Source organism: Kluyvera sp. Awk 3, assembly GCF_028069715.1.
GTDB lineage: Bacteria > Pseudomonadota > Gammaproteobacteria > Enterobacterales > Enterobacteriaceae > Kluyvera > Kluyvera georgiana_A.
This window is the reverse complement of sequence record NZ_JANEWH010000086.1, coordinates 1-21,175: the sequence shown is the minus strand read 5'-3', so window position 1 is coordinate 21,175 and position 21,175 is coordinate 1. Positions and strand designations below refer to the sequence as shown.

The window sequence follows — 21,175 nt, the reverse complement described above, 5'->3', positions numbered from 1 at the left end:
CTGCTATACATTGCAGATATTGCTTAATGTTTGAACATAAATCTAATCAAACTTAAAAATGACAATAATTCTGTGAACATGCTCACGCTAGCACGGGAAATAAAGACGCTAATCTCCGTCCGTCAGCATCCGGGTTGTGCTTTCAGGCCTTATCCTATAAATATCTATCAACACGGCAGGAAATTATGATTACGACAGAATATGTTATGCTTGTTCCGTACTCTGATGATTACCCAATTTATACTGGAGTCGCATCATGAACACGATGTTATTGACCCGTATAGCACAGTTCAAAATGAGCAGTTTTATATTTCTCTATTTTTTTACCTGGTCTTCCAGCTTTGGGTTATATGCCTTATGGTTAAGTCAGAAAGTTGGATTGGATAGCGTCACTATTGGTACTGTATTCGCCGTCAATGGTGTCTTTGCCGTAGTATTAAAGCCAGTATACGGTTACATCATGGACAAAATAGGGATGAGCAAGTGGTTGCTCTATTTTGTTTGTGCCACATCAGCTTTAATGGCACCTTTTTTTGTTTTTATTTATCAACCTCTACTGCTAAGCCATACGCTGCTGGGAATTATTATAGGGGCATTTTATTTAAGCTTAGGCTGGTATGCCGGTGTGGCAGCCGCCGAGTCGTATGCCGATCGCTTCAGTCGCCTTTACGGTCTGGAGTTTGGCCGTATCAGAATGTGGGGCTCGCTTGGCTGGGCGCTTGCCGCCTCGGTGTCGGGGGTACTTTTTAACTATACGCCCGCGGCTAACTTTCTGCTGAGCAGTACGACCTCTTTAGTGATGCTGGCGGTGTTATTGAGTTTGAAGATAGGTGACGAACAGCTGCGCAATAACACCGTTATCTCCGATAACAAGATTGTTTTTGCCGATGTCATCGCCTTGATGCAAAGCCGTAAATTCTGGATGTTTAGCCTGTATGTCGCCGGCGTTGCGTGGATGATGTTTGTCGCGGAGCAACAGTTCCCGCGCTATTTTGTCTCCTTCTTTGCCACCAAAGAGCAAGGTAATGCCTGGTATGGTTACCTGGGAACGCTACAGGCCGGTATCGAATTTCTGATGATGATGTTTATTCCGGCGTTAGTTAACTATTACGGGGCCAAAAAAGGATTATTGCTCTGTGGGTTAGTGGTGGGTTGCCGTCTGATTCTGTCTGGCTTGACCGTCGACCCTATTATGATTTCGATTATCAAACCTTTCTATGGTGTTGAAATCGCGCTGCTCTTAATATCAGTTTTTAAATACATCGCGGAGCATTTCCACAAACGGGTCAATGCCACCATGTATTTATTAGGTTATCAGGCCATGGTCTATGTAGGTTCCGTTGTCGTCGCACCACCGGCGGGTTATTTATACGATAAAATAGGTTTCTCTCACACATTTTTAATCATGGGCTGCTGCGCGTTATTATTCACAGCCATCTCGGCTTTTACCTTATCCAGCAGCATTGCGGGAAAAAAGACATTACCAGCCCGCGCTGAAAGCGCGTAATCAAGAATTATTTAAACACCCAAGTAGTAATTACAGGATAATTTATGACTCGTAATAAAACGGCGCACGTCGTTACTGAATCCCTGCGCCCATTCGATAACGCACCGATAGATCGTCAGGTATTAAAAATAAAAGTGGATAATGCTCTTCAGCATATTACCTCACGGATTGACCGCACGCTATTTGCGCTGGGCGATAAGTTTCCTAATGAAGCCTGCGAAGGAGGGAAATGGCAACCGGCAGAAAATAATCAGTGGACCAATAGTTTCTGGACCGGCCAGCTTTGGCTACTCTGGGAGATGACCGGCTACGATAAATATCGTCAGGCGGCTGAGCGATTTATTCTCTCTTTTGCTCATCGGCTGGCAAACCGGGTTGAGACGGATACCCATGACCTTGGTTTTCTCTATAGTCTCTCCTGCGTAAACGCATGGCGTCTGACCGGCAATACCCGTGCGCGCGATATCGCGCTGCATGCGGCGGAAATGATGATGCAACGCTACAACCCCACGGCGGGGATTATCCAGGCCTGGGGCGATCTGACGGACCCGGAGCAACAAGGGCGGATGATTATCGACTGCAATATGAACCTTCCGCTGCTCTACTGGGCTAGCGAGCAGACGGGTAACCCTGCCTTTGCCCAGGCGGCATTGTCCCACGCCACGCAGGCTGCAAAATATATTGTCAGGCCCGATGCTTCGACGTATCACACCTACTATATGGACGTGAACACCGGCGAACCGCGCTATGGCAACACGCACCAGGGCTATAGCGATAGTTCCTGCTGGGCGCGTGGACAGGCGTGGGGAATTTACGGGTTTATGCTCAGCTACCTGTATACCGGCAAAAGCAGCCTGGTCGACCTGACGCGTAGCCTGAGCCACTACTTTATCAACCGTTTGCCAGAAGACTTCGTCTGCCACTGGGATCTGGCGCTCGTTGATACCGACGCCGTGCGCGACAGTTCCGCCGCCGCTATTGCAGCCTGTGGGCTGCTGGAGCTGACGAAAGCGCTCCCTGCAACCGATGCGCATCGGATGCAGTATGAAGAGTGCGCACTGCACATTATTCATTCATTAACGGAGCACTATCTTTCTACCCATGACGAGAGCTGTGAGGGACTGCTGATGCATTCGGTTTATCATATGCCGGCCGGTAAAGGCGTTGATGAATGCTGTTCCTGGGGAGATTACTTTTACCTTGAAGCTCTGATTCGCGTACGTCAGTGCTGGAAGCCTTATTGGTAACTCAGGTGAGAATCGCGCTAATTGAACGTTTGGCGCTCATAGCCGTAACAGTATGACTCACCAAAAAAATCCGTAATCTCTGTGAGATTACGGATTTCTATATCACCGCTTTGCCGTCACCCAGGCATTAACTGAACGCCCGGGATCTCAGCAGAATGGTCATCACTTTTTCAGCTCGGCCAGACTCAGCCAGGTCTGCACAACGGTGTCCGGGTTCAGCGACAGGCTATCGATCCCTTCGTCCATCAGCCAGGCAGCAAAGTCTTCGTGATCGGACGGCCCCTGGCCGCAGATACCGACATACTTGCCCTGCTTCTTGGCTGCGCGAATCGCCATCGACAGCAGCGCTTTCACCGCCTCATTACGCTCATCGAACAGCGCGGAAACGACGCCAGAGTCTCGATCCAGACCCAGCGCCAGCTGCGTCATGTCGTTTGAGCCAATGGAGAAGCCGTCAAAGTGTTCAAGGAACTGCTCCGCCAGCAGGGCGTTGGACGGAATCTCACACATCATGATGATCTTCAGCCCGTTTTCACCGCGCTTGAGGCCCTGACGCGCCAGTTCATCCACCACCGCTTTCGCCTGATCCACGGTACGTACGAACGGTACCATGATTTCGACGTTGGTCAGTCCCATGTCGTTACGCACGCGTTTCACCGCTTCACACTCGAGGGCAAAGCAGTCACGGAAGCTGTCAGACACATAGCGACCAGCACCGCGGAAGCCGAGCATCGGGTTCTCTTCTTCCGGTTCATAACGTTCGCCGCCGACCAGATTGGCGTATTCGTTCGACTTAAAGTCAGACAGACGCACAATCACGCGTTTCGGATAGAACGCCGCGCCCAGCGTGGCGATCCCTTCCGTCAGACGGCCAACGTAGAACTCTTTCGGCGAATCGAACCCTTTCATCATTTCGCGGATTTCGTTTTGCAGTTTTGGTTCCTGGTCGTCGAATTCGAGCAGTGCACGTGGGTGCACGCCGATCATACGGTTGATGATGAACTCCAGACGCGCCAGACCCACGCCTTCGTTTGGCAAGCAGGCGAAGTCAAACGCGCGGTCCGGGTTGCCGACGTTCATCATGATCTTCAGCGGCAGATCCGGCATGGTATCCACGCTGGAGCTTTTCACGCTGAAGTCCAGCAGGTCGGCGTAAACGTAGCCGGTGTCGCCTTCGGCACAGGAAACGGTGACCTTTTCGTCATCCTTCATGCGCTCGGTGGCATCGCCACAGCCCACCACCGCCGGGATCCCCAGCTCACGGGCAATAATCGCCGCGTGGCAGGTACGTCCGCCGCGGTTGGTGACAATCGCCGCCGCTTTTTTCATGATCGGTTCCCAATCCGGGTCGGTCATGTCGGTGACCAGGACATCGCCCGGCTGGATGCGATTCATTTCGCTGATGTCATGAATGACTTTAACCGGGCCCGCGCCAATACGGTGACCGATGGCGCGGCCTTCCGCCACGATACGCCCTTGCGAGTGCAGCGTATAACGTTCCATCACCTGCCCGCGCGAACGTACCGTCTCAGGACGCGCCTGAACGATAAACAGCTTGCCGGTATGACCGTCTTTTGCCCACTCGATGTCCATCGGACGACCGTAGTGCTTTTCAATTTGTACCGCCTGCTTCGCCAACTCCTGCACTTCGTCGTTAGTCAGCGAGAAAATATCGCTTTGCTGCTGCGGCACGTCTTCAATGCGCACCTGTTTGCCATGCTCCTGGGTCGGCGCATAGACCATACGAATTTTCTTCGAGCCCATGGTACGGCGAACAATCGCCGGACGACCGGCGGCGAGGGTCGGTTTGTGAACATAGAACTCGTCCGGGTTCACCGCGCCCTGCACCACCATTTCCCCCAGGCCCCACGCGGAGGTGATAAACACCACCTGGTCAAAGCCGGATTCGGTATCGATGGAGAACATGACGCCAGAGGAAGCGAGGTCGGAACGCACCATCAGCTGTACGCCCGCGGAGAGCGCGACGCCGCGATGGTCATAGCCCTGATGCACGCGGTAAGAAATAGCGCGGTCGTTGAACAGTGAAGCAAACACGTGCTTCACCGCCACCAGCACCGCGTCATAGCCCTGGACGTTAAGGAAGGTTTCCTGCTGACCGGCGAAGGAAGCGTCCGGCATATCTTCAGCTGTTGCGGAAGAACGCACGGCAAAGGAGGCATTGGCGTTATCAGCGGCCAGCTGGTTATACGCTTCGTGAATTGCCTGTTCCAGTTCGCTCTGGAAAGGTGTGTCGATGATCCACTGGCGGATCTGCGCGCCGGCTTTCGCCAGGGCGGTAACGTCGTCAATATCGGTGTTATCCAACAGTTGATAAATCTGCTGGTTTACGCCGCTCTGGTCGAGAAACTGATTAAACGCATCGGCAGTGGTGGCAAATCCGTTGGGCACAGACACACCCATTCCGGACAGATTAGTAATCATTTCACCCAAGGAGGCATTTTTGCCTCCAACTCTGTCTACATCATTCATGCCGAGTTGGTTGTACCAAAGCACCAGCGGTGACGAGCCATTGTTGGACATCGAGACAATCCTTTTTTGATTTAAAGAAGCAGTGATAAGAAACGACTGACTACTTAAAATATCCTCGCATATTTAAACGGCCGAAAAAAACGGTGAATCGTGTAAGCAAATTATTTTTTTACTTTTTAGGATTGATTCCTGTTTATTCATAACCTACTGATTAGCCTGAAAAGGCACAAAAACATGCGGTCTATTGACCTCTTTTGGAAATTGAAACGACCATTTCATTAAAAATAAAAATACCGTTTCATTTTTAAATTTAAGACAAATACGTCTGGCTTGTGTTTAAATTTAATTTACCCTTTCAGGCAATTAACGGGAGTCAAGCAATATGGATAACGCAGTCGACAGGCAGGTATTTTATATTTCTGACGGAACCGCGATTACGGCGGAGGTGCTCGGCCACGCGGTCATGTCGCAGTTCCCGGTAGCGATAAACAGCATCACTCTGCCGTTTATCGAAAGTGAAAGTCGCGCGCGGGCGGTGAAGGAACAGATCGATGCTATCTACCAGCAAACGGGCGTACGGCCTCTTGTGTTCTATTCGATTGTGATCCCCGAAATTCGTGACATTATTCTGCAATGTGAAGGTTTTTGTCAGGATATTGTGCAGGCACTGGTCGCGCCGTTGCAGGAAGAGCTGAAGCTTGACCCAACGCCGATTGCTCACCGTACCCACGGCTTAACCCCCGGCAACCTGACCAAATACGATGCACGTATCGCCGCTATTGACTACACCCTGGCACACGACGACGGCATCTCGCTGCGTAATCTCGATCAGGCGCAGGTGATTCTGCTGGGGGTTTCGCGCTGCGGCAAAACCCCGACCAGCCTGTATCTGGCGATGCAGTTTGGCATTCGCGCAGCCAACTACCCCTTTATTGCCGATGATATGGACAACCTGGTGCTGCCTGCCTCGCTCAAACCGCTGCAGCATAAGCTGTTCGGGCTGACAATCAATCCTGAGCGTCTGGCGGCCATTCGTGAAGAGCGGCGGGAAAACAGCCGCTATGCGTCAATGCGCCAGTGCCGAATGGAAGTGGCCGAGGTCGAGGCGCTTTACCGCCGTCATCAGATCCCATGGCTGAACAGTACCAACTACTCGGTTGAAGAAATTGCCACGAAAATCATGGATATAATGGGATTAAGTCGCAGAATGTACTAACACACTAGTACAATGCAGCAAATTTAGTTATCATAGCTTTGTGATTGAGAGCACATTACCTGCCACGCTTGAATTAAACCCAGATTGGTTTATCGTGATGTGCATCACTTCCCAGCATTTTGACTGGTGAAGCAACAAATTTCTGAGACTTCCATGAATAAGACCGATGAATTGCGTACCGCTCGAATTGAGAGCCTGATTACGCCTGCTGAACTTGCTCAGCGCCACCCTGTATCACCGGACGTTGCGGCCCACGTCACCGCCTCACGCCATCGTATTGAAAAAATCCTCAACGGTGAAGACCGTCGTCTGCTGGCGATAGTGGGCCCCTGCTCCATTCATGACCTCGATGCAGCGATGGATTATGCTCGTCGCCTTCAGGTGCTGCGTGAAAAGCATCAGGGCGAGCTGGAAATCGTCATGCGCACCTATTTCGAAAAGCCGCGCACCGTGGTGGGCTGGAAAGGATTAATCTCCGATCCCGACCTGAACGGCAGCTACCGCGTTAACCACGGTATTGAGCAGGCACGCAAGCTGCTGTTACAGGTCAACACGCTGGGTGTACCGACGGCGACCGAATTCCTCGATATGGTGACCGGTCAGTTTATCGCCGACTTAATCAGTTGGGGCGCCATTGGCGCCAGGACAACGGAAAGCCAGATCCACCGTGAAATGGCCTCTGCGCTCTCCTGCCCGGTAGGTTTTAAAAACGGCACCGACGGCAACACCCGCATTGCGGTTGACGCTATTCGCGCGGCGCGCGCCAGCCACATGTTCCTGTCGCCGGATAAAAACGGTCAGATGACTATCTATCAGACCAGCGGCAACCCGTATGGCCATATCATTATGCGTGGCGGCAAAAAACCGAACTACCATGCCGACGATATCGCCGCGGCCTGCGACACGCTGCATCAGTTTGATCTCCCCGAGCACCTGGTGGTTGACTTCAGTCACGGCAACTGCCAGAAGCAGCATCGCCGTCAGCTGGAAGTGTGCGACGATATCTGCCAACAGATCCGCAATGGTTCCTCGGCTATTGCCGGTATTATGGCGGAAAGTTTCCTGCGTGAAGGGACGCAAAAGATCGTCGCTGACCAGCCGCTAACCTACGGTCAGTCGATTACCGATCCGTGTCTGAGCTGGGAAGATACCGAACTGCTGCTGGAAAAGCTGGCAGCCGCAGTCGCCACTCGTCTCTAAGCCTCCCCCGCCCACCGTTCAGCGGTGGGCCATTGCCCCTACCCGATCTAGTGGTAAATAACGCTTGCGGTTGTCTCGCCAAAAATCGATAATAATTCTCATTGTTATATTGATTTTCATTATAAATTTAGCAAATGGATAGCTGCGCAAAACAGGAAACCAAGAAGGATAATACCCCCCATCCTCTTCCTCAGGATCGGCGGATCGACAGCCAGACGCTGTTAGGCAACGAAGGTCGTTTAATCATTGAGCATGGAGAGCAGCAGTATCTGCTACGGCAAACCCAGGCAGGAAAGCTGATATTGACCAAGTAGCTGCGCCATCGTCATAGCGCAGCCTGAATACATTAATTAGCTTGAACAGCTGACTTCCAGTCTCTTACCCCAGTCAGGCGGACGTCGACTGTAGTCATCATCCCGATCGCGCCACGGATCGCGCAGTGCTTCATGCAGGCGATAGAGCTCCCGATAGTCGCCTTTCTCCGCTTGCTCAATCGCCCGTTGCGCCAACCAGTTTCGCAGGACCATTGACGGGTTGGCGAGTTTCATGGCCTGCTGGCGCGTCGCGTCATCTATTTGTTCCAGCTGTAAACGCGCGCGGTACTGAGTAAACCAGCTGTCAAAGGCTGCGCGGTCAATAAACTCATCACGCAGCGGCGACGCGGCGCTGTGCTGCTCCGTTTCACTGAGCAAGCGGAAGGTACGCGTATAGTCACTCCCTTCTCGTTCCATCAACGCGTATAAGCCGTTAAGCAGATCGTTATCGCCTGTTCTTTCACTGAACAGCCCGAGTTTTTGGCGCATTCCCTGCCCGTATTCCCGGAACAGCACCGCCTGGTAGCCTTCCAGCGCGGCGTTAAGCGTATCCACCTCAATCAAAAGTGACACCGCCTGCGCCAGACGCTGAAGGTTCCACAGACCGACTGCAGGCTGATTATCGAAGCGATAGCGACCCTGATGATCCGAGTGATTACAGATAAACGCGGGTTGATAGTCATCGAGGAAACCAAACGGACCGTAGTCAAGCGTCAGACCCAGTATCGACATGTTGTCGGTATTCATCACGCCATGTGCGAAACCCACCGTTTGCCAGCGGGCAATCATCTGCGCCGTACGCGCCACGACGTCCTGGAACCACAGCGCATAACCATCGGCCTCATGCTGCAACTGCGGCCAGTAATGACGGATCGTAAAGTCCACCAGCCTACGTACGCTGTCGATATCGCGGCGGTAGTAGAAATGTTCGAAGTGGCCGAATCGGATGTGGCTTTCGGCAATGCGCATCAGCATCGCGCCAGATTCTACCGTTTCGCGGTAGACCGGCGTATCACTGGTCACTATCGCCAGCGCCCGGGTGCCCGGAATGCCAAGATAATGCATGGCTTCCGAGGCCAGACTTTCACGAATCGTCGAACGTAGTACCGCTCGCCCATCGCCCATTCGTGAATACGGCGTGAGTCCAGCGCCCTTAAGATGCCAGTCGACCGTTTTGCCGTTTTCTAACTGCTGTTCGCCCAGTAAGATACCGCGCCCGTCGCCCAGTTGCCCTGCCCAGGCGCCAAACTGATGACCACTGTATACCTGTGCTAACGGCGACATACCGGGCAGCAGCGTTTCGCCACCCCAGACGCCTGCGCCATGTTCAGGCGTGAAAAGTGATTCGGGAATCGCGAGCGCTTGCGCCAGCGGCGCGTTGTGCCAGATCACGCGGGCGTTATGCAGCGGCGTGGGCTGTAGCGCACTGTAAAATCCTGGCAGCTCATCGCGCCAGCGGGTGTTAAATGACAGGTTCATGGTTCCTCCTGCCCGTAGTGTATTGGGTTACTGTACGTTAAACACCCGGGTAAGTGCAGGGTTATTGTTGCACTAATGTTGTTAAGGAAGATTCTGCCACTACCGGCCACAAGCTGCCAAGCATCCCGCTAAACCCGAAGGACGTTACGCGCTGACGCGTGTGCTCGTCATCCACACCGGAGATCATAATACCCTGACAGTAAGGCTGGATCTGCGTCACGATCGCACGCAGAAACGGTTCAAAAGACGCGGATTTTGACTGGCGCTGGACAAAGCTTCTATCCAGAACAATGCGAGTGAACAGCCCGGCGAATACCGCGCGGGTGGAGGCATCACCGGAACCAAAGTCGCTGAGCACTAAAGGGAAGTGTTGACACAGGTGGGCCAAAGGATGATTTTCATCTACCTGATTGAGGCCTGGATAGCTTTCGCTAACGGCCAACTCCAGAAACGGAAAACGCTGCGCGCTGGCGACGAGCTCATCGTCGGCAAGCAGCGCCGTAACAAGCCCCGGTGGCGCAGTGATCCACGCTTTGAGGTTGTGCTGACGAAAGAACAACTGACAGTTATTCAACAGCGCCAGTTTTTCCTCAAATAAGGTTATTTCTTGTTGTGGAGTCAGCCGCGGCAGCACCAGACCAGTGGGAATGCGTATGTGATTATCAAGACCGCTAAATTGGCTGACGATTTTCAGGCCGACAAGACGCCCGTCGCTATTTCTGGCGGGAAGGAAAAACAATTGAGAACAATACGTATTATCCAGCGATACAATCATTGCGACTGCCCTTCACTAAAAGTCATGTCCGGGTTTCCGACGTCACAAAGCAAAAAACCTACGGTAATGAATACTGCTGTTATTCCTTTCATCGGTTCCTTTTATTTTTGTGGTCCGTCACTGGATCATAATGATTGTAATCGAAAGTAATGGATTAACACAATCAACCTTAAGTTCTATGATCTCACCTGACAAAATCGGCATATTGTCGGCTATTTATTTAAAATGTTGTCGTCTATAAAAAGAAAAGGAGGCATTTCGCCTCCTTTTCTTTTTGATTAAATTCGCCTGGCCTGCCAGAAGTTTTTTCGCCAGTAGACATTATCGAGCGATGACCTCGTGACGCCCTGGCTGGTGGAGGCATGAATAAACTGGTTGTCGGTATCGTAAATACCCACGTGCAGCCCGCTCTCGCCTGCGCCAGTCTTAAAGAACACCAGGTCGCCGGGCAGCAGTTCATCTTTATCTATTTCGGTGCCGATCTTCGCCTGTTGACGTGTTTCCCGAGGAAGCTGCATTTCGAATTTATCGCGGAAAGTCATCAGCACAAAAGCGGAACAGTCCACGCCGCGGCGGTTCATCCCACCATAGCGATAAGGCGTACCGTGCCAGTTTTGCAACTGATCGTTTAAGCTTGCGATAACGGTAATAGAATCCGAAAGCCGGGGATTGGGCGGCGGCGCGCGATGGCTACTACACCCTGCTAAAACGAAAGCCACGAGAAAAAGAGTCCAGAAACGCATATCCAGCGAATCCTCAGTTTTTTATTCAGCTAATAAATTATATCTATTGCGGTTTGCCTGGCAAGCAATCACCGCCATTTCAAGCAGAGTTGGATTAATTTTCGCCGACATCGTCATAAATGAGCATTTGGTGCCCAGCAATATCCAGTCGCTGAAAGCGCATATTATACGCGGCAGATAAATGCGCGGGCTGCATAACGTTCTCGGTCTCACCGCTGGCGATCAAACGCCCCTGACATAATAGCCAGACACGTCCGGCATGGCGTAATGTATAGTTCAGGTCATGGCTGCTCATCACGATAGCGACGCCTGCCCCCCTCAGTTCAGCCAACAACCTATCCAGCGCCGCCTGCTGAGCGACATCAAGACTGTTCATCGGCTCATCCAGCAGCAGAAGCTGACCATCTGGATTATCGTCAGGGTGAATTTGCAGAATGACGGCCGCCAACCGAACTCGCTGCCATTCGCCGCCGGAGAGCTGGCTGACGTTACGTCCGAGCTTATTACTCAGATCCAACATCTCAGTCACGTGAACGGCGAGCGCCGATTGCCGCTCGCCTTGTTGATGCAACATCAGAAATTGCCAGACAGGCATGGCGAAGGGTGGCGTCTGGTGCTGAGAAAGATACGCGCGATGGCGCGCCAACGCCTGCGCTGGCCATTCATCCAGCGGCTGCGCATTCAACGTGATGGTACCCTTCCCGCTACTCAGACCGGCCATTCTGGCCAGCAGCGTACTCTTGCCAGCTCCGTTTGGCCCAACAAGATGAATGATCTCACCGGGCTCCACCCTGGCACTGAACGCATGAAGGCGAGTGCCTTCAGCGACATGCTGAAGCTGCATCAGCGGCATCATGGCTGAGCAAGAGCCTGCTTGATGGCCGAAGTCAGGATCGGATCATCCGGCGTCATATCCGGAGAGAAACGGTTAATGATTTGACCATCACGACCAATCAGGAACTTCTCGAAATTCCACAGAATATCGCCCGGATGCGCAGGGGCGCGTCCTTTGCTGGCCATACGCTCATAAAAGCCGCTGCCTTCCGGCGCTACGGCTTTCGGCGCAAGACGGGTCAACAGGCTATACAGCGGATGACGCGTGTCGCCGTTCACGTCGATTTTGCTAAACAGCGGGAACGTTACGCCGTAAGTCGTACTGCAAAACGTTTTAATCTCTTCTTCGCTACCCGGCTCCTGGCCCAGGAACTGATTACATGGGAAGCCCAGCACCGTAAAGCCTTCGTGCTGTAAAGACGTCTGTAGCGCTTCTAGCTGCTCGTACTGCGGTGTAAGGCCACATTTAGAGGCAACGTTAACAATCAGCAGCACCTTGCCTTTGTAGCCTTCCAGGGTTGTTTTCTCGCCGTCGATAGTCGTGACTGGGGTGTTCAGTATGGTGGTTTGCATAGCATCCTCTTTTCAGCATGTTTGGGTCTTATCGCCCGGTCTTTAATAATAGCCAGATACGCTGGCACGACACCAAAGCTTTTTAATCAGGACGTTGCGTTAGTCGCGACCTGACTTAAGCAACAACCAGATAAACACCGGTGCCCCCAGCGTCGCGGTCACTACGCCAATCGGCAGCTCAGCGGCCGACAGCGCCAGTCGCGCGATAATATCAGCAAACAGCAGCGTGCTCGCCCCCGCCAGCGCGCTGGCCGGTAGCAGCACGCGATGGTCAGTCAGGCCGCACAGGCGCAGCATATGCGGCACCACCAGTCCAATAAAACCGATAGCACCCGCCAGCGCCACACTGACGCCCACCAGCCAGCCGGTAGCCATCACCAGCAGCTTACGCCAGAAGGCAATGGGTACGCCCAGTTGGCGAGCAGAGGTTTCCCCTAGCGCCAACAGATTTAACGGCTGAGCTTGCAGACAAACCCAGACAATCACCGGCAGCAGCACCACCATCAACCCTGTCTGCTGCCAGTCCACGCCGCCAAATCCGCCCATCATCCAGTACATCAGTTGGCGAAGGTCGAACGACGTCGAAAAATAGACCGCCCACGTCATCAACGCGCTACAGATAATGCCCAGCGCCACGCCCGCCAGCAGCAGGCGGCTGGTGGAGAGATGGCGTCGTGCAAAGCGCATTAGTATTCCGGTTATCACCAATGCGCCCGCAATGGCTGCCAGCCCTGGCGCCCAGCCCGGAAGATGACCCTGGCCGAGCATAATTGCCACAATAAGCCCGACGCCCGCACCGTTAGAGACGCCAAGCAATCCCGGTTCGGCAAGCGGATTTTCAAACAACGCCTGCATCACCGCCCCCGACAAGGCCAGCGCCGCGCCGACCAACAGCACCGCAACGGTACGCGGCAGGCGAATCTGCCAGATAAACAGCTGACCTTTGGCCGTGAGCCATTCGCCGGGAGGGATCCACTGGTCGCCCGCGCACAGGCTGATGGTCAGCATCGCCAATAGGGCCAGAGACAATCCGGTAAGCCAGCGACGATTACGCCGCTGCTGTTGATCTACATAAACCTGCATAGTTATCCGTCGCCCGTGGAGAAGCGTTTGATTTTACGGTGACAACGCCGCCCAGAAAAGAAAAAGGCCGCTGATGCGGCCTTTTTAGTTAGATCAGAATTACTCTTCTTTGGGTGTTGCGTTTTCGACCCGGCTTTTTAACTTCTGTCCTGGTCTGAAGGTCACCACACGCCGGGCTGTAATGGGAATATCTTCACCCGTTTTTGGGTTACGTCCCGGGCGTTGATTTTTGTCACGCAGATCAAAGTTGCCAAAACCGGACAGTTTAACCTGCTCACCGTTTTCCAGAGCACGACGGATCTCTTCAAAAAACAGTTCCACCAGTTCTTTGGCATCCCGCTTGCTAAGCCCAAGCTTATCAAACAGATATTCTGACATTTCAGCTTTTGTAAGCGCCATAGGTTCAATCCCTCAATGATGCCTGGAATCGCTCTTTTAATGCCTCTACGCATTTGGCAACGGTAGCGGCAATCTCCTCTTCTTCGAGTGTACGGCTGGTATCTTGTAAAATCAGGCTGATAGCAAGGCTCTTATAGCCTTCCGCAACACCCTTACCACGGTACACGTCAAATAAGTTTACGCCAACTACCTGATTTACGCCAACTTTCTTACACTCGTTTAAAATATCCGCTGCCGGCACATTTTCAGCGACCACAACGGCGATGTCACGGCGGTTTGCCGGGAAGCGAGAAACGTCGCGCGCCTGAGGAACCACGCGGTCTGCGAGCTTGTTCCACTCCAGTTCAAACGCCAGTGTACGGCCGTTCAGATCCAGTTTACGCTCCAGTTCAGGGTGGATAACACCAATGAAACCAATGCGTTCACCGCGCAGATAAATCGCGGCAGACTGGCCCGGATGCAGTGCCGGGTTGGCTTCTGCCTTGAATTCAATTTCAGATAATTTACCGGTCAGATCGAGAACAGATTCCAGATCGCCCTTCAAATCATAGAAATCAACGGTCTCTTTTGCCAGATTCCAGTGCTCATCGTAGCGGTTGCCGCAGATGACCCCACCCAGCATCACATCCTGACGGATGCCCAGCGGTGCCTGAGTGTCCGGAACGAAGCGCAGACCAGTCTCGAAGATACGGACACGGTTCTGCTGGCGGTTCTGGTTGTACACCACCGTCGACAGCAGGCCGGTCAGCAGAGACAGACGCATGGCGGACATTTCGCTGGATATTGGGCTTGGCAGAATCAGCGCTTCTTCACCCGGGTGAACCAGCTGCTGAACCTTCGGATCCACGAAGCTGTAGGTGATCACTTCCTGATAGCCTTTATCGTTCAGCATGGTTTTCACACGCTTGAGCGACAGATTGGCTTCTTTATGACTGCCCATCACCAGACCGGCCTGTACCGGCTCGTTCGGGATGCTGTTATAGCCATAAACGCGCGCCACTTCTTCGACCAGGTCTTCTTCGATTTCCATGTCGAAACGCCAGCTTGGCGCAACCGCCTGCCATTCGTCGTTGCCGACAGTCACTTCACAGCCCAGACGAGTCAGGATATCGGTGACCTGATCATCAGCAATGTGATGACCAATCAGACGGTCCAGCTTGCTGCGGCGCAATGTGATGGTCGCACGCTTCGGCAACGTAGCTACGTTGGTGACATCGATGATCGGGCCTGCTTCGCCGCCACAGAGCTCAATAAGCAGCGCGGTAGCACGTTCCATTGCTTTGTACTGAAGTACGGGATCCACACCGCGCTCGTAGCGGTGAGAAGCATCGGTATGCAGGCCATGACGGCGCGCACGGCCGGTGATGGACAGCGGGCTGAAGAAAGCAGATTCCAGCAGCACGTTCTGGGTTTCGTCATTCACGCCAGAGTGCTCACCGCCAAAGATACCGGCCATCGCCAGCGCTTTGTGATGGTCGGCAATCACCAGGGTGTCTGCACTGAGTTTGGCTTCAGAACCGTCCAGCAGGACCAGGGTTTCGCCCTCTTTCGCCATCCGCACTTTGATGCCGCCTTCGATGCGATCTTTATCGAACGCATGCATTGGCTGACCCAGTTCCAGCAGGACATAGTTAGTCACATCAACGACCGCATCAATGGAGCGAATACCGCAGCGACGCAGTTTCTCTTTCATCCACAGCGGCGTTGGCGCTTTGACGTTGATGCCCTTCACCACGCGGCCCAGATAGCGCGGGCAGGCGTCGGCGGCTTCAACTTCGATTGGCAGCACGTCCGCGATGGTCGCCGCCACTGGCGCGATTTCCGGCGCGTTCAGCGGCAGCTTGTTCAGTACCGCCACGTCGCGAGCCACGCCGATGATGCCTAAGCAATCGGCACGGTTTGGCGTGACGCTGATTTCGATAGTGTTATCGTCTAACTTCAGGTATTCACGGATATCGGTGCCCAGCGGCGCGTCGGCCGGCAGTTCGATAATGCCGCTATGGTCGTCGGAAATACCCAGCTCGGAGAAGGAGCACAGCATGCCTTCAGACGGTTCGCCACGCAGTTTTGCCGCTTTGATTTTGAAATCACCCGGCAGCACTGCACCGATGGTTGCCACAGCCACTTTCAGGCCCTGACGGCAGTTCGGCGCGCCACAGACGATATCCAGCAGACGTTCACCGCCTACGTTCACTTTCGTGACACGCAGTTTGTCGGCGTTCGGATGCTGACCACACTCAACGACTTCACCGACCACCACGCCGTTAAAGCTGCCAGCCACGGCTTCAACGCCGTCGACTTCCAGGCCCGCCATGGTGATTTGCCCCGACAGCGCTTCGCTGTCGATAGCCGGGTTAACCCATTCGCGTAACCACAGTTCACTGAATTTCATTATGTTGTCCTGCCCTTATTTAAACTGTTTGAGGAAACGCAGATCGTTTTCGAAGAACGCACGTAAATCGGTGACACCGTAACGCAGCATGGTCAGACGCTCCATGCCCATCCCGAAGGCGAAGCCGGAATACACTTCCGGATCGATGCCTACGTTGCGCAGAACGTTCGGGTGCACCATCCCGCAACCCAGCACTTCCAGCCATTTGCCGTTTTTACCCATCACGTCAACTTCAGCGGACGGTTCGGTGAACGGGAAGTAGGACGGGCGGAAACGAATTTGCAGGTCTTCCTCAAAGAAGTTGCGCAGGAAATCGTGCAACGTCCCTTTCAGGTTGGTAAAGCTGATGTTTTTATCAACAATCAGGCCTTCCATTTGATGGAACATTGGGGTGTGCGTCTGATCGTAATCGTTACGATACACGCGGCCCGGCGCGATGATCCGGATTGGCGGCTGCTGCTCCTTCATGGTACGAATCTGTACGCCAGAGGTCTGAGTGCGCAGAAGACGGGTAGCGTCAAACCAGAAAGTGTCGTGGTCAGCACGTGCCGGGTGGTGCGTCGGAATATTCAGCGCATCGAAGTTATGGTAGTCGTCTTCGATTTCCGGGCCCGTTGCAACGGTAAAGCCGAGCTCACCGAAGAAACTTTCAATACGGTCAATGGTGCGCGTTACCGGGTGTAAGCCCCCGTTTTCAATACGACGCCCCGGCAGGGAGATATCAATGGTCTCTGCGGCCAGACGAGCGTTCAGCGCAGCGTTTTCTAAATCGGCTTTACGCGCGTTCAGTGCCTGCTGTACCTGCTCTTTTGCTTCGTTGATGACCGCACCTGCAGCCGGACGCTCTTCGGGCGGCAGGTCACGCAGTGTGGTCATCTGAAGGGTCAGATGCCCTTTCTTGCCCAGATATTCGACGCGGACATTGTCTAACGCGGCAACATCTGAAGCCTGGTTAATGGCTGCCTTGGCACTGGCAACCAGCTCTGCGAGATGTGACATGGTTTTCCTCATTATGTCGGTGCAGACACCGGTTTGGTGGACTTAATCTCGAATTCAGATACAAAAAAAGCCTCCATCTGGAGGCTTATTGGCGCTGATTTTTCGTTTCTTCTTTCACGCGCAAGCCTCCTGAGTTCAGGTGCTAAAGTAAAAGAAGAAGCGGAAAATAGCAGCATTCATGCTTGCGTTACCTTGTGTGGTAAGAGTCGTAACACCTTTATTGAAAGGGCTACGGAAATAAATGTCAACGTTTTGATGCTATTAAAACGAAAAGAGGGAGACTAGCTCCCTCTTTCAACTGGCTTATGCCAGTGCTGCTTTCGCTTTTTCGACCAGAGCGGTGAACGCTACTTTGTCGAATACTGCGATGTCAGCCAGGATCTTACGGTCGATTTCAACAGAGGCTTTTTTCAGGCCGTTGATGAATTTGCTGTAAGAAATACCGTTCTGACGTGCTGCCGCATTGATACGTGCAATCCACAGTTGACGGAACTGACGCTTACGCTGACGACGGTCACGGTAAGCGTACTGACCAGCCTTGATAACAGCCTGGAAGGCAACGCGGTATACGCGAGAACGCGCACCGTAGTAGCCTTTAGCTTGTTTCAGAATTTTTTTGTGACGTGCACGAGCAATTACACCACGTTTTACGCGAGCCATGTGAGCTCTCCTGTATCTATATTCTTAGTAAAAAATTTAACGTTAACGGCTTATGCGTACGGCAGGCACGCGATAACCAGACCCAGATCGCCTTTAGAAACAAGGCCTTTTGGACGCAGGTGACGTTTACGTTTAGTAGATTTTTTGGTCAGAATATGACGCAGGTTTGCGTGCTTACGCTTAAATCCACCACCACCGGTTTTTTTGAAGCGCTTAGCAGCACCGCGTACGGTCTTAATTTTTGGCATCTTAATAACTTCCACTTCGCATTGTTAATAAACGAAACGTAGGCGAACAACATCAGTGAAGCCCGAAGGCTTCACGAACGTTGTTACTTGAAGGCCTTACTGTTTCTTCTTAGGAGCGAGCACCATGATCATCTGGCGGCCTTCGATCTTCGTAGGGAAGGATTCGACTACTGCCAGTTCACTCAGATCGTCACGGACGCGATTAAGCACTTCCATACCGATCTGCTGGTGGGCCATCTCACGACCGCGGAAACGCAGTGTGATCTTGGCCTTATCGCCATCTTCGAGAAAGCGAACCAGGCTGCGGAGTTTTACCTGGTAATCGCCATCATCGGTCCCAGGACGGAATTTAATTTCCTTAACCTGGATAACTTTTTGCTTTTTCTTCTGTTCCTTAGAAGACTTACTCTTTTCATAAAGGAACTTGCCGTAGTCCATGATACGACAAACTGGCGGTTCGGCGTTAGGGCTGATTTCAACTAAATCTACTCCAGCTTCTTCAGCCTTTTCGATTGCTTCTCTCAGACTCACAATACCCAGCTGCTCACCTTCCAGACCAGTTAAGCGAACTTCCTGGGCGCGAATCTCGCCATTGATACGATTCGGACGTGCCGTTTGAACTCGTTTTCCGCCTTTAATACCTTATTCCTCCAGTTGTTGAAGACTGCGGCTGCGAATCTCTTGTTGCAGCTTCTCGATAACTTCATTTACGTCCAGGCTGCCCAAGTCTTTGCCACGACGGGTACGCACGGCAACTTTGCCGGCTTCAACCTCTTTGTCGCCACAGACCAACATGTAAGGGACACGACGTAAAGTGTGCTCGCGGATTTTAAAGCCAATCTTCTCATTTCTCAAGTCCGCTTTTACGCGAATGCCTGCATTTTGTAGTTTGCGGGTCAATTCGTTAACGTATTCAGACTGAGAATCGGTAATATTCATCACCACAACCTGCACCGGCGCAAGCCATGTTGGGAAGAAGCCAGCGAATTCTTCGGTCAGGATGCCAATGAAGCGCTCCAGAGACCCCAGAATTGCGCGGTGAATCATCACCGGTACCTGACGTTCGTTGTTTTCGCCAACATAAGAGGCGCTCAGACGAGCCGGCAGAGAGAAGTCTAACTGTACAGTACCGCACTGCCATGCACGATCGAGGCAGTCATACAGGGTAAATTCAATTTTCGGACCGTAGAATGCGCCTTCACCCAGCTGATATTCAAACGGGATGTTGTTTTCTTCCAGCGCAACTGCAAGATCCGCTTCTGCACGATCCCACATTTCATCGCTACCGATACGTTTTTCCGGACGCGTTGAAAGTTTGACCACGATTTTTTCGAAACCGAAAGTGCTGTACATATCATAGACTAAACGAATGCACGCGTTCACTTCGTCACGCACCTGCTCTTCCGTACAGAAGATATGGGCGTCATCCTGAGTGAAGCCGCGCACGCGCATTAAGCCATGCAGCGCACCTGACGGTTCATTACGGTGGCAGCTACCGAACTCCGCCATACGCAGCGGCAGATCGCGGTAAGATTTCAGACCCTGATTGAAGATCTGAACGTGCCCCGGGCAGTTCATCGGCTTGATGCAGTACTCACGGTTCTCAGAAGAGGTGGTGAACATCGCATCTTTGTAGTTGTCCCAGTGGCCGGTTTTTTCCCACAGCACACGGTCCATCATGAACGGGCCCTTCACTTCCTGGTACTGGTACTCTTTCAGCTTGGAGCGCACGAAAGTTTCCAGCTCGCGGAAGATAGTCCAGCCGTCGTTATGCCAGAAGACCATACCCGGCGCTTCTTCCTGCATATGATACAGGTCGAGCTGCTTACCGATTTTACGGTGATCGCGCTTCGCCGCTTCTTCCAGACGCAGCAGGTAGGCATTGAGGGCTTTTTTGTCCGTCCACGCCGTACCGTAGATACGCTGCAGCATCTTGTTGTTGCTGTCGCCGCGCCAGTAGGCACCGGCGGTTTTCATCAGCTTGAAGTAGTGACAGAAACGCATATTCGGCACGTGCGGACCGCGGCACATGTCGACGTATTCTTCGTGATGATACAAACCGGGTTTGTCATCATGCGCAATATTTTCATCAAGGATGGAAACTTTATAAGTTTCGCCACGCTTCACGAAAGTCTCGCGAGCTTCATGCCAGCTCACTTTCTTCTTGATGACGTCATAGTTTTTCTCGGCGAGCTCATGCATACGTTTTTCGAGCGCGTCGATGTCTTCCTGGGTCAGCGTGTGGTCAAGATCAACGTCGTAATAAAAGCCGTTGTCGATAACCGGGCCGATCGCCATTTTAGTGTTTGGCCACAGCTGTTTAATGGCATGACCAAGCAGGTGAGCGCAGGAGTGACGAATGATTTCCAGGCCATCTTCATCTTTCGCAGTGATGAGAGACAGCGTTGCATCGTTTTCAATGATATCGGATGCATCAACCAGTTCACCGTTCACGCGCCCAGCGATGGTGGCTTTTGCCAGACCAGGGCCGATGTCCAGAGCGACATCCATCGGGCTTACGGCATGGTCATAATGGCGTTGGCTGCCATCAGGAAGAGTAATTACAGGCATTTCATGTCCTTATTTGCAGTGGTGCCCCACACGAAAGAGCACATACAAAACTATATGATTAAATTTATCAACACGTTATGGATTGATTTCCGCTTCACTCTGCGAAAAATGAGGAACCTGTACGGTGTACCGGGCTCCGCCTGGATCCGCTGTTGATAATACCGTGGGTTAGTTTACACATCATCAGGGCGTGATTAAAGCCGCAATTGCCCTACCCTGTGCGGGTTGCTATGTTTGTCGACAATTCTGGTACACTACGTGAAACACAGCATATATAAGGGAGTGAACCAATGCCGACACATCGATTCGCGAAAAAACACTGGAAAATGGTGCTGGTGTTAATCGCCATCTGTGGTGCCATGCTGCTACTCAGATGGGCGGCAATGATATGGGGATAATAAATAGATAAACAACCGTGACGGGAAACTCTGGTTAAAGATCATTT

General features: G+C 52.6%; 21 protein-coding genes and 1 other annotated feature. Of the genes, 6 read left to right on the top strand and 15 right to left on the bottom strand.

Features of this window, described 5'->3' with window-relative positions; all coding sequences use genetic code 11:
• The first annotated feature begins 256 nt into the window (after positions 1-256).
• Both NNN71_RS16785 and NNN71_RS16780 read left to right on the top strand, forming a co-directional pair.
• The gene (locus NNN71_RS16785; protein WP_249023202.1) at positions 257-1,507 is read left to right on the top strand and encodes an oligosaccharide MFS transporter; all 1,251 of its coding nucleotides are present in this window, start codon (positions 257-259) and stop codon (positions 1,505-1,507) included.
• A gap of 44 nt (positions 1,508-1,551) precedes the next feature.
• The gene (locus tag NNN71_RS16780; RefSeq protein WP_271458952.1) at positions 1,552-2,754 is read left to right on the top strand and encodes a glycoside hydrolase family 88 protein; all 1,203 of its coding nucleotides are present in this window, start codon (positions 1,552-1,554) and stop codon (positions 2,752-2,754) included.
• Between the two features lie 162 nt (positions 2,755-2,916).
• Here the strand turns inward: NNN71_RS16780 and ppsA are convergent, their stop codons facing one another.
• Positions 2,917-5,295 (bottom strand): phosphoenolpyruvate synthase, encoded by a 2,379-nt coding sequence (ppsA, locus tag NNN71_RS16775; protein ID WP_223802708.1) that lies wholly within the window; start codon positions 5,293-5,295, stop codon positions 2,917-2,919.
• Positions 5,296-5,626: 331 nt separating this feature from the next.
• Between ppsA and ppsR the strand changes: the two genes are divergently transcribed.
• From ppsR to hemP, 3 genes are all read left to right on the top strand, one after another.
• On the top strand, positions 5,627-6,460 hold the full coding sequence (ppsR, locus tag NNN71_RS16770) for a posphoenolpyruvate synthetase regulatory kinase/phosphorylase PpsR (RefSeq protein WP_035896136.1): 834 nt from the start codon (positions 5,627-5,629) through the stop codon (positions 6,458-6,460).
• Between the two features lie 153 nt (positions 6,461-6,613).
• The gene (aroH, locus tag NNN71_RS16765; RefSeq protein ID WP_163446502.1) at positions 6,614-7,660 is read left to right on the top strand and encodes a 3-deoxy-7-phosphoheptulonate synthase AroH; all 1,047 of its coding nucleotides are present in this window, start codon (positions 6,614-6,616) and stop codon (positions 7,658-7,660) included.
• A gap of 134 nt (positions 7,661-7,794) precedes the next feature.
• Entirely contained in the window at positions 7,795-7,974 is a 180-nt protein-coding gene (gene hemP / locus NNN71_RS16760) for a hemin uptake protein HemP (protein WP_163446503.1), read from the top strand.
• Between the two features lie 36 nt (positions 7,975-8,010).
• On the opposite strand, the gene selO is transcribed toward hemP, so the two are convergent.
• From selO to thrS, 14 genes are all read right to left on the bottom strand, one after another.
• Positions 8,011-9,453, bottom strand: a complete 1,443-nt coding sequence (gene selO / locus NNN71_RS16755; protein ID WP_271458951.1) for a protein adenylyltransferase SelO — start codon at positions 9,451-9,453, stop codon at positions 8,011-8,013.
• 61 nt (positions 9,454-9,514) lie between these two features.
• Positions 9,515-10,228, bottom strand: coding sequence for an EAL domain-containing protein (locus NNN71_RS16750; RefSeq protein WP_271458950.1), 714 nt, complete (start codon positions 10,226-10,228; stop codon positions 9,515-9,517).
• A gap of 278 nt (positions 10,229-10,506) precedes the next feature.
• Positions 10,507-10,971 (bottom strand): C40 family peptidase, encoded by a 465-nt coding sequence (locus tag NNN71_RS16745; RefSeq protein ID WP_163446506.1) that lies wholly within the window; start codon positions 10,969-10,971, stop codon positions 10,507-10,509.
• Between the two features lie 94 nt (positions 10,972-11,065).
• Complete coding sequence (gene btuD, locus NNN71_RS16740) at positions 11,066-11,827, bottom strand: vitamin B12 ABC transporter ATP-binding protein BtuD (protein WP_271458949.1); 762 nt, start codon at positions 11,825-11,827, stop codon at positions 11,066-11,068.
• Positions 11,824-12,378, bottom strand: coding sequence for a glutathione peroxidase (locus NNN71_RS16735; RefSeq protein ID WP_167575724.1), 555 nt, complete (start codon positions 12,376-12,378; stop codon positions 11,824-11,826). The genes btuD and NNN71_RS16735 overlap by 4 nt, the downstream gene beginning before the upstream one ends.
• Positions 12,379-12,477: 99 nt before the next feature.
• Positions 12,478-13,461, bottom strand: coding sequence for a vitamin B12 ABC transporter permease BtuC (btuC, locus tag NNN71_RS16730; RefSeq protein WP_271458948.1), 984 nt, complete (start codon positions 13,459-13,461; stop codon positions 12,478-12,480).
• Between the two features lie 99 nt (positions 13,462-13,560).
• Positions 13,561-13,860: an integration host factor subunit alpha gene (gene ihfA / locus NNN71_RS16725; protein ID WP_003030571.1), complete on the bottom strand. Its 300-nt coding sequence runs from the start codon at positions 13,858-13,860 to the stop codon at positions 13,561-13,563.
• 4 nt (positions 13,861-13,864) lie between these two features.
• Positions 13,865-16,252, bottom strand: coding sequence for a phenylalanine--tRNA ligase subunit beta (gene pheT / locus NNN71_RS16720; RefSeq protein WP_167575723.1), 2,388 nt, complete (start codon positions 16,250-16,252; stop codon positions 13,865-13,867).
• A gap of 15 nt (positions 16,253-16,267) precedes the next feature.
• The gene (pheS, locus tag NNN71_RS16715; protein WP_064545118.1) at positions 16,268-17,251 is read right to left on the bottom strand and encodes a phenylalanine--tRNA ligase subunit alpha; all 984 of its coding nucleotides are present in this window, start codon (positions 17,249-17,251) and stop codon (positions 16,268-16,270) included.
• A 60-nt stretch (positions 17,252-17,311) separates the two neighbouring features.
• Positions 17,312-17,436, bottom strand: a sequence feature (Phe leader region).
• Positions 17,387-17,431: a pheST operon leader peptide PheM gene (gene pheM / locus NNN71_RS16710; RefSeq protein WP_001386830.1), complete on the bottom strand. Its 45-nt coding sequence runs from the start codon at positions 17,429-17,431 to the stop codon at positions 17,387-17,389. Its footprint overlaps the feature before it by 45 nt.
• A 118-nt stretch (positions 17,437-17,554) precedes the next feature.
• Positions 17,555-17,911 (bottom strand): 50S ribosomal protein L20, encoded by a 357-nt coding sequence (rplT, locus tag NNN71_RS16705; RefSeq protein WP_000124850.1) that lies wholly within the window; start codon positions 17,909-17,911, stop codon positions 17,555-17,557.
• Positions 17,912-17,961: 50 nt separating this feature from the next.
• The gene (gene rpmI / locus NNN71_RS16700; RefSeq protein ID WP_003030583.1) at positions 17,962-18,159 is read right to left on the bottom strand and encodes a 50S ribosomal protein L35; all 198 of its coding nucleotides are present in this window, start codon (positions 18,157-18,159) and stop codon (positions 17,962-17,964) included.
• A gap of 96 nt (positions 18,160-18,255) precedes the next feature.
• Positions 18,256-18,798 (bottom strand): translation initiation factor IF-3, encoded by a 543-nt coding sequence (gene infC / locus NNN71_RS16695; protein ID WP_071845866.1) that lies wholly within the window; start codon positions 18,796-18,798, stop codon positions 18,256-18,258.
• Positions 18,799-18,801: 3 nt separating this feature from the next.
• Entirely contained in the window at positions 18,802-20,730 is a 1,929-nt protein-coding gene (gene thrS / locus NNN71_RS16690) for a threonine--tRNA ligase (protein WP_271458947.1), read from the bottom strand.
• A 290-nt stretch (positions 20,731-21,020) separates the two neighbouring features.
• On the opposite strand from thrS, the gene yniD reads away from it, so the two are divergent.
• Positions 21,021-21,128, top strand: coding sequence for a small membrane protein YniD (yniD, locus tag NNN71_RS16685; RefSeq protein ID WP_100249959.1), 108 nt, complete (start codon positions 21,021-21,023; stop codon positions 21,126-21,128).
• The last annotated feature ends 47 nt before the right edge of the window (positions 21,129-21,175 follow it).

Excerpts from the sequence above, each read along its gene's own strand:
- NNN71_RS16785 (WP_249023202.1), top strand. The coding sequence starts at position 257 with ATGAACACGATGTTATTGACCCGTATAGCACAGTTCAAAATGAGCAGT.
- NNN71_RS16780 (WP_271458952.1), top strand. The coding sequence starts at position 1,552 with ATGACTCGTAATAAAACGGCGCACGTCGTTACTGAATCCCTGCGCCCA.
- ppsA (WP_223802708.1), bottom strand. The coding sequence starts at position 5,295 with ATGTCCAACAATGGCTCGTCACCGCTGGTGCTTTGGTACAACCAACTC.
- ppsR (WP_035896136.1), top strand. The coding sequence starts at position 5,627 with ATGGATAACGCAGTCGACAGGCAGGTATTTTATATTTCTGACGGAACC.
- aroH (WP_163446502.1), top strand. The coding sequence starts at position 6,614 with ATGAATAAGACCGATGAATTGCGTACCGCTCGAATTGAGAGCCTGATT.
- hemP (WP_163446503.1), top strand. The coding sequence starts at position 7,795 with ATGGATAGCTGCGCAAAACAGGAAACCAAGAAGGATAATACCCCCCAT.
- selO (WP_271458951.1), bottom strand. The coding sequence starts at position 9,453 with ATGAACCTGTCATTTAACACCCGCTGGCGCGATGAGCTGCCAGGATTT.
- NNN71_RS16750 (WP_271458950.1), bottom strand. The coding sequence starts at position 10,228 with ATGATTGTATCGCTGGATAATACGTATTGTTCTCAATTGTTTTTCCTT.
- NNN71_RS16745 (WP_163446506.1), bottom strand. The coding sequence starts at position 10,971 with ATGCGTTTCTGGACTCTTTTTCTCGTGGCTTTCGTTTTAGCAGGGTGT.
- btuD (WP_271458949.1), bottom strand. The coding sequence starts at position 11,827 with ATGATGCCGCTGATGCAGCTTCAGCATGTCGCTGAAGGCACTCGCCTT.
- NNN71_RS16735 (WP_167575724.1), bottom strand. The coding sequence starts at position 12,378 with ATGCAAACCACCATACTGAACACCCCAGTCACGACTATCGACGGCGAG.
- btuC (WP_271458948.1), bottom strand. The coding sequence starts at position 13,461 with ATGCAGGTTTATGTAGATCAACAGCAGCGGCGTAATCGTCGCTGGCTT.
- ihfA (WP_003030571.1), bottom strand. The coding sequence starts at position 13,860 with ATGGCGCTTACAAAAGCTGAAATGTCAGAATATCTGTTTGATAAGCTT.
- pheT (WP_167575723.1), bottom strand. The coding sequence starts at position 16,252 with ATGAAATTCAGTGAACTGTGGTTACGCGAATGGGTTAACCCGGCTATC.
- pheS (WP_064545118.1), bottom strand. The coding sequence starts at position 17,251 with ATGTCACATCTCGCAGAGCTGGTTGCCAGTGCCAAGGCAGCCATTAAC.
- rplT (WP_000124850.1), bottom strand. The coding sequence starts at position 17,911 with ATGGCTCGCGTAAAACGTGGTGTAATTGCTCGTGCACGTCACAAAAAA.
- rpmI (WP_003030583.1), bottom strand. The coding sequence starts at position 18,159 with ATGCCAAAAATTAAGACCGTACGCGGTGCTGCTAAGCGCTTCAAAAAA.
- thrS (WP_271458947.1), bottom strand. The coding sequence starts at position 20,730 with ATGCCTGTAATTACTCTTCCTGATGGCAGCCAACGCCATTATGACCAT.
- yniD (WP_100249959.1), top strand. The coding sequence starts at position 21,021 with ATGCCGACACATCGATTCGCGAAAAAACACTGGAAAATGGTGCTGGTG.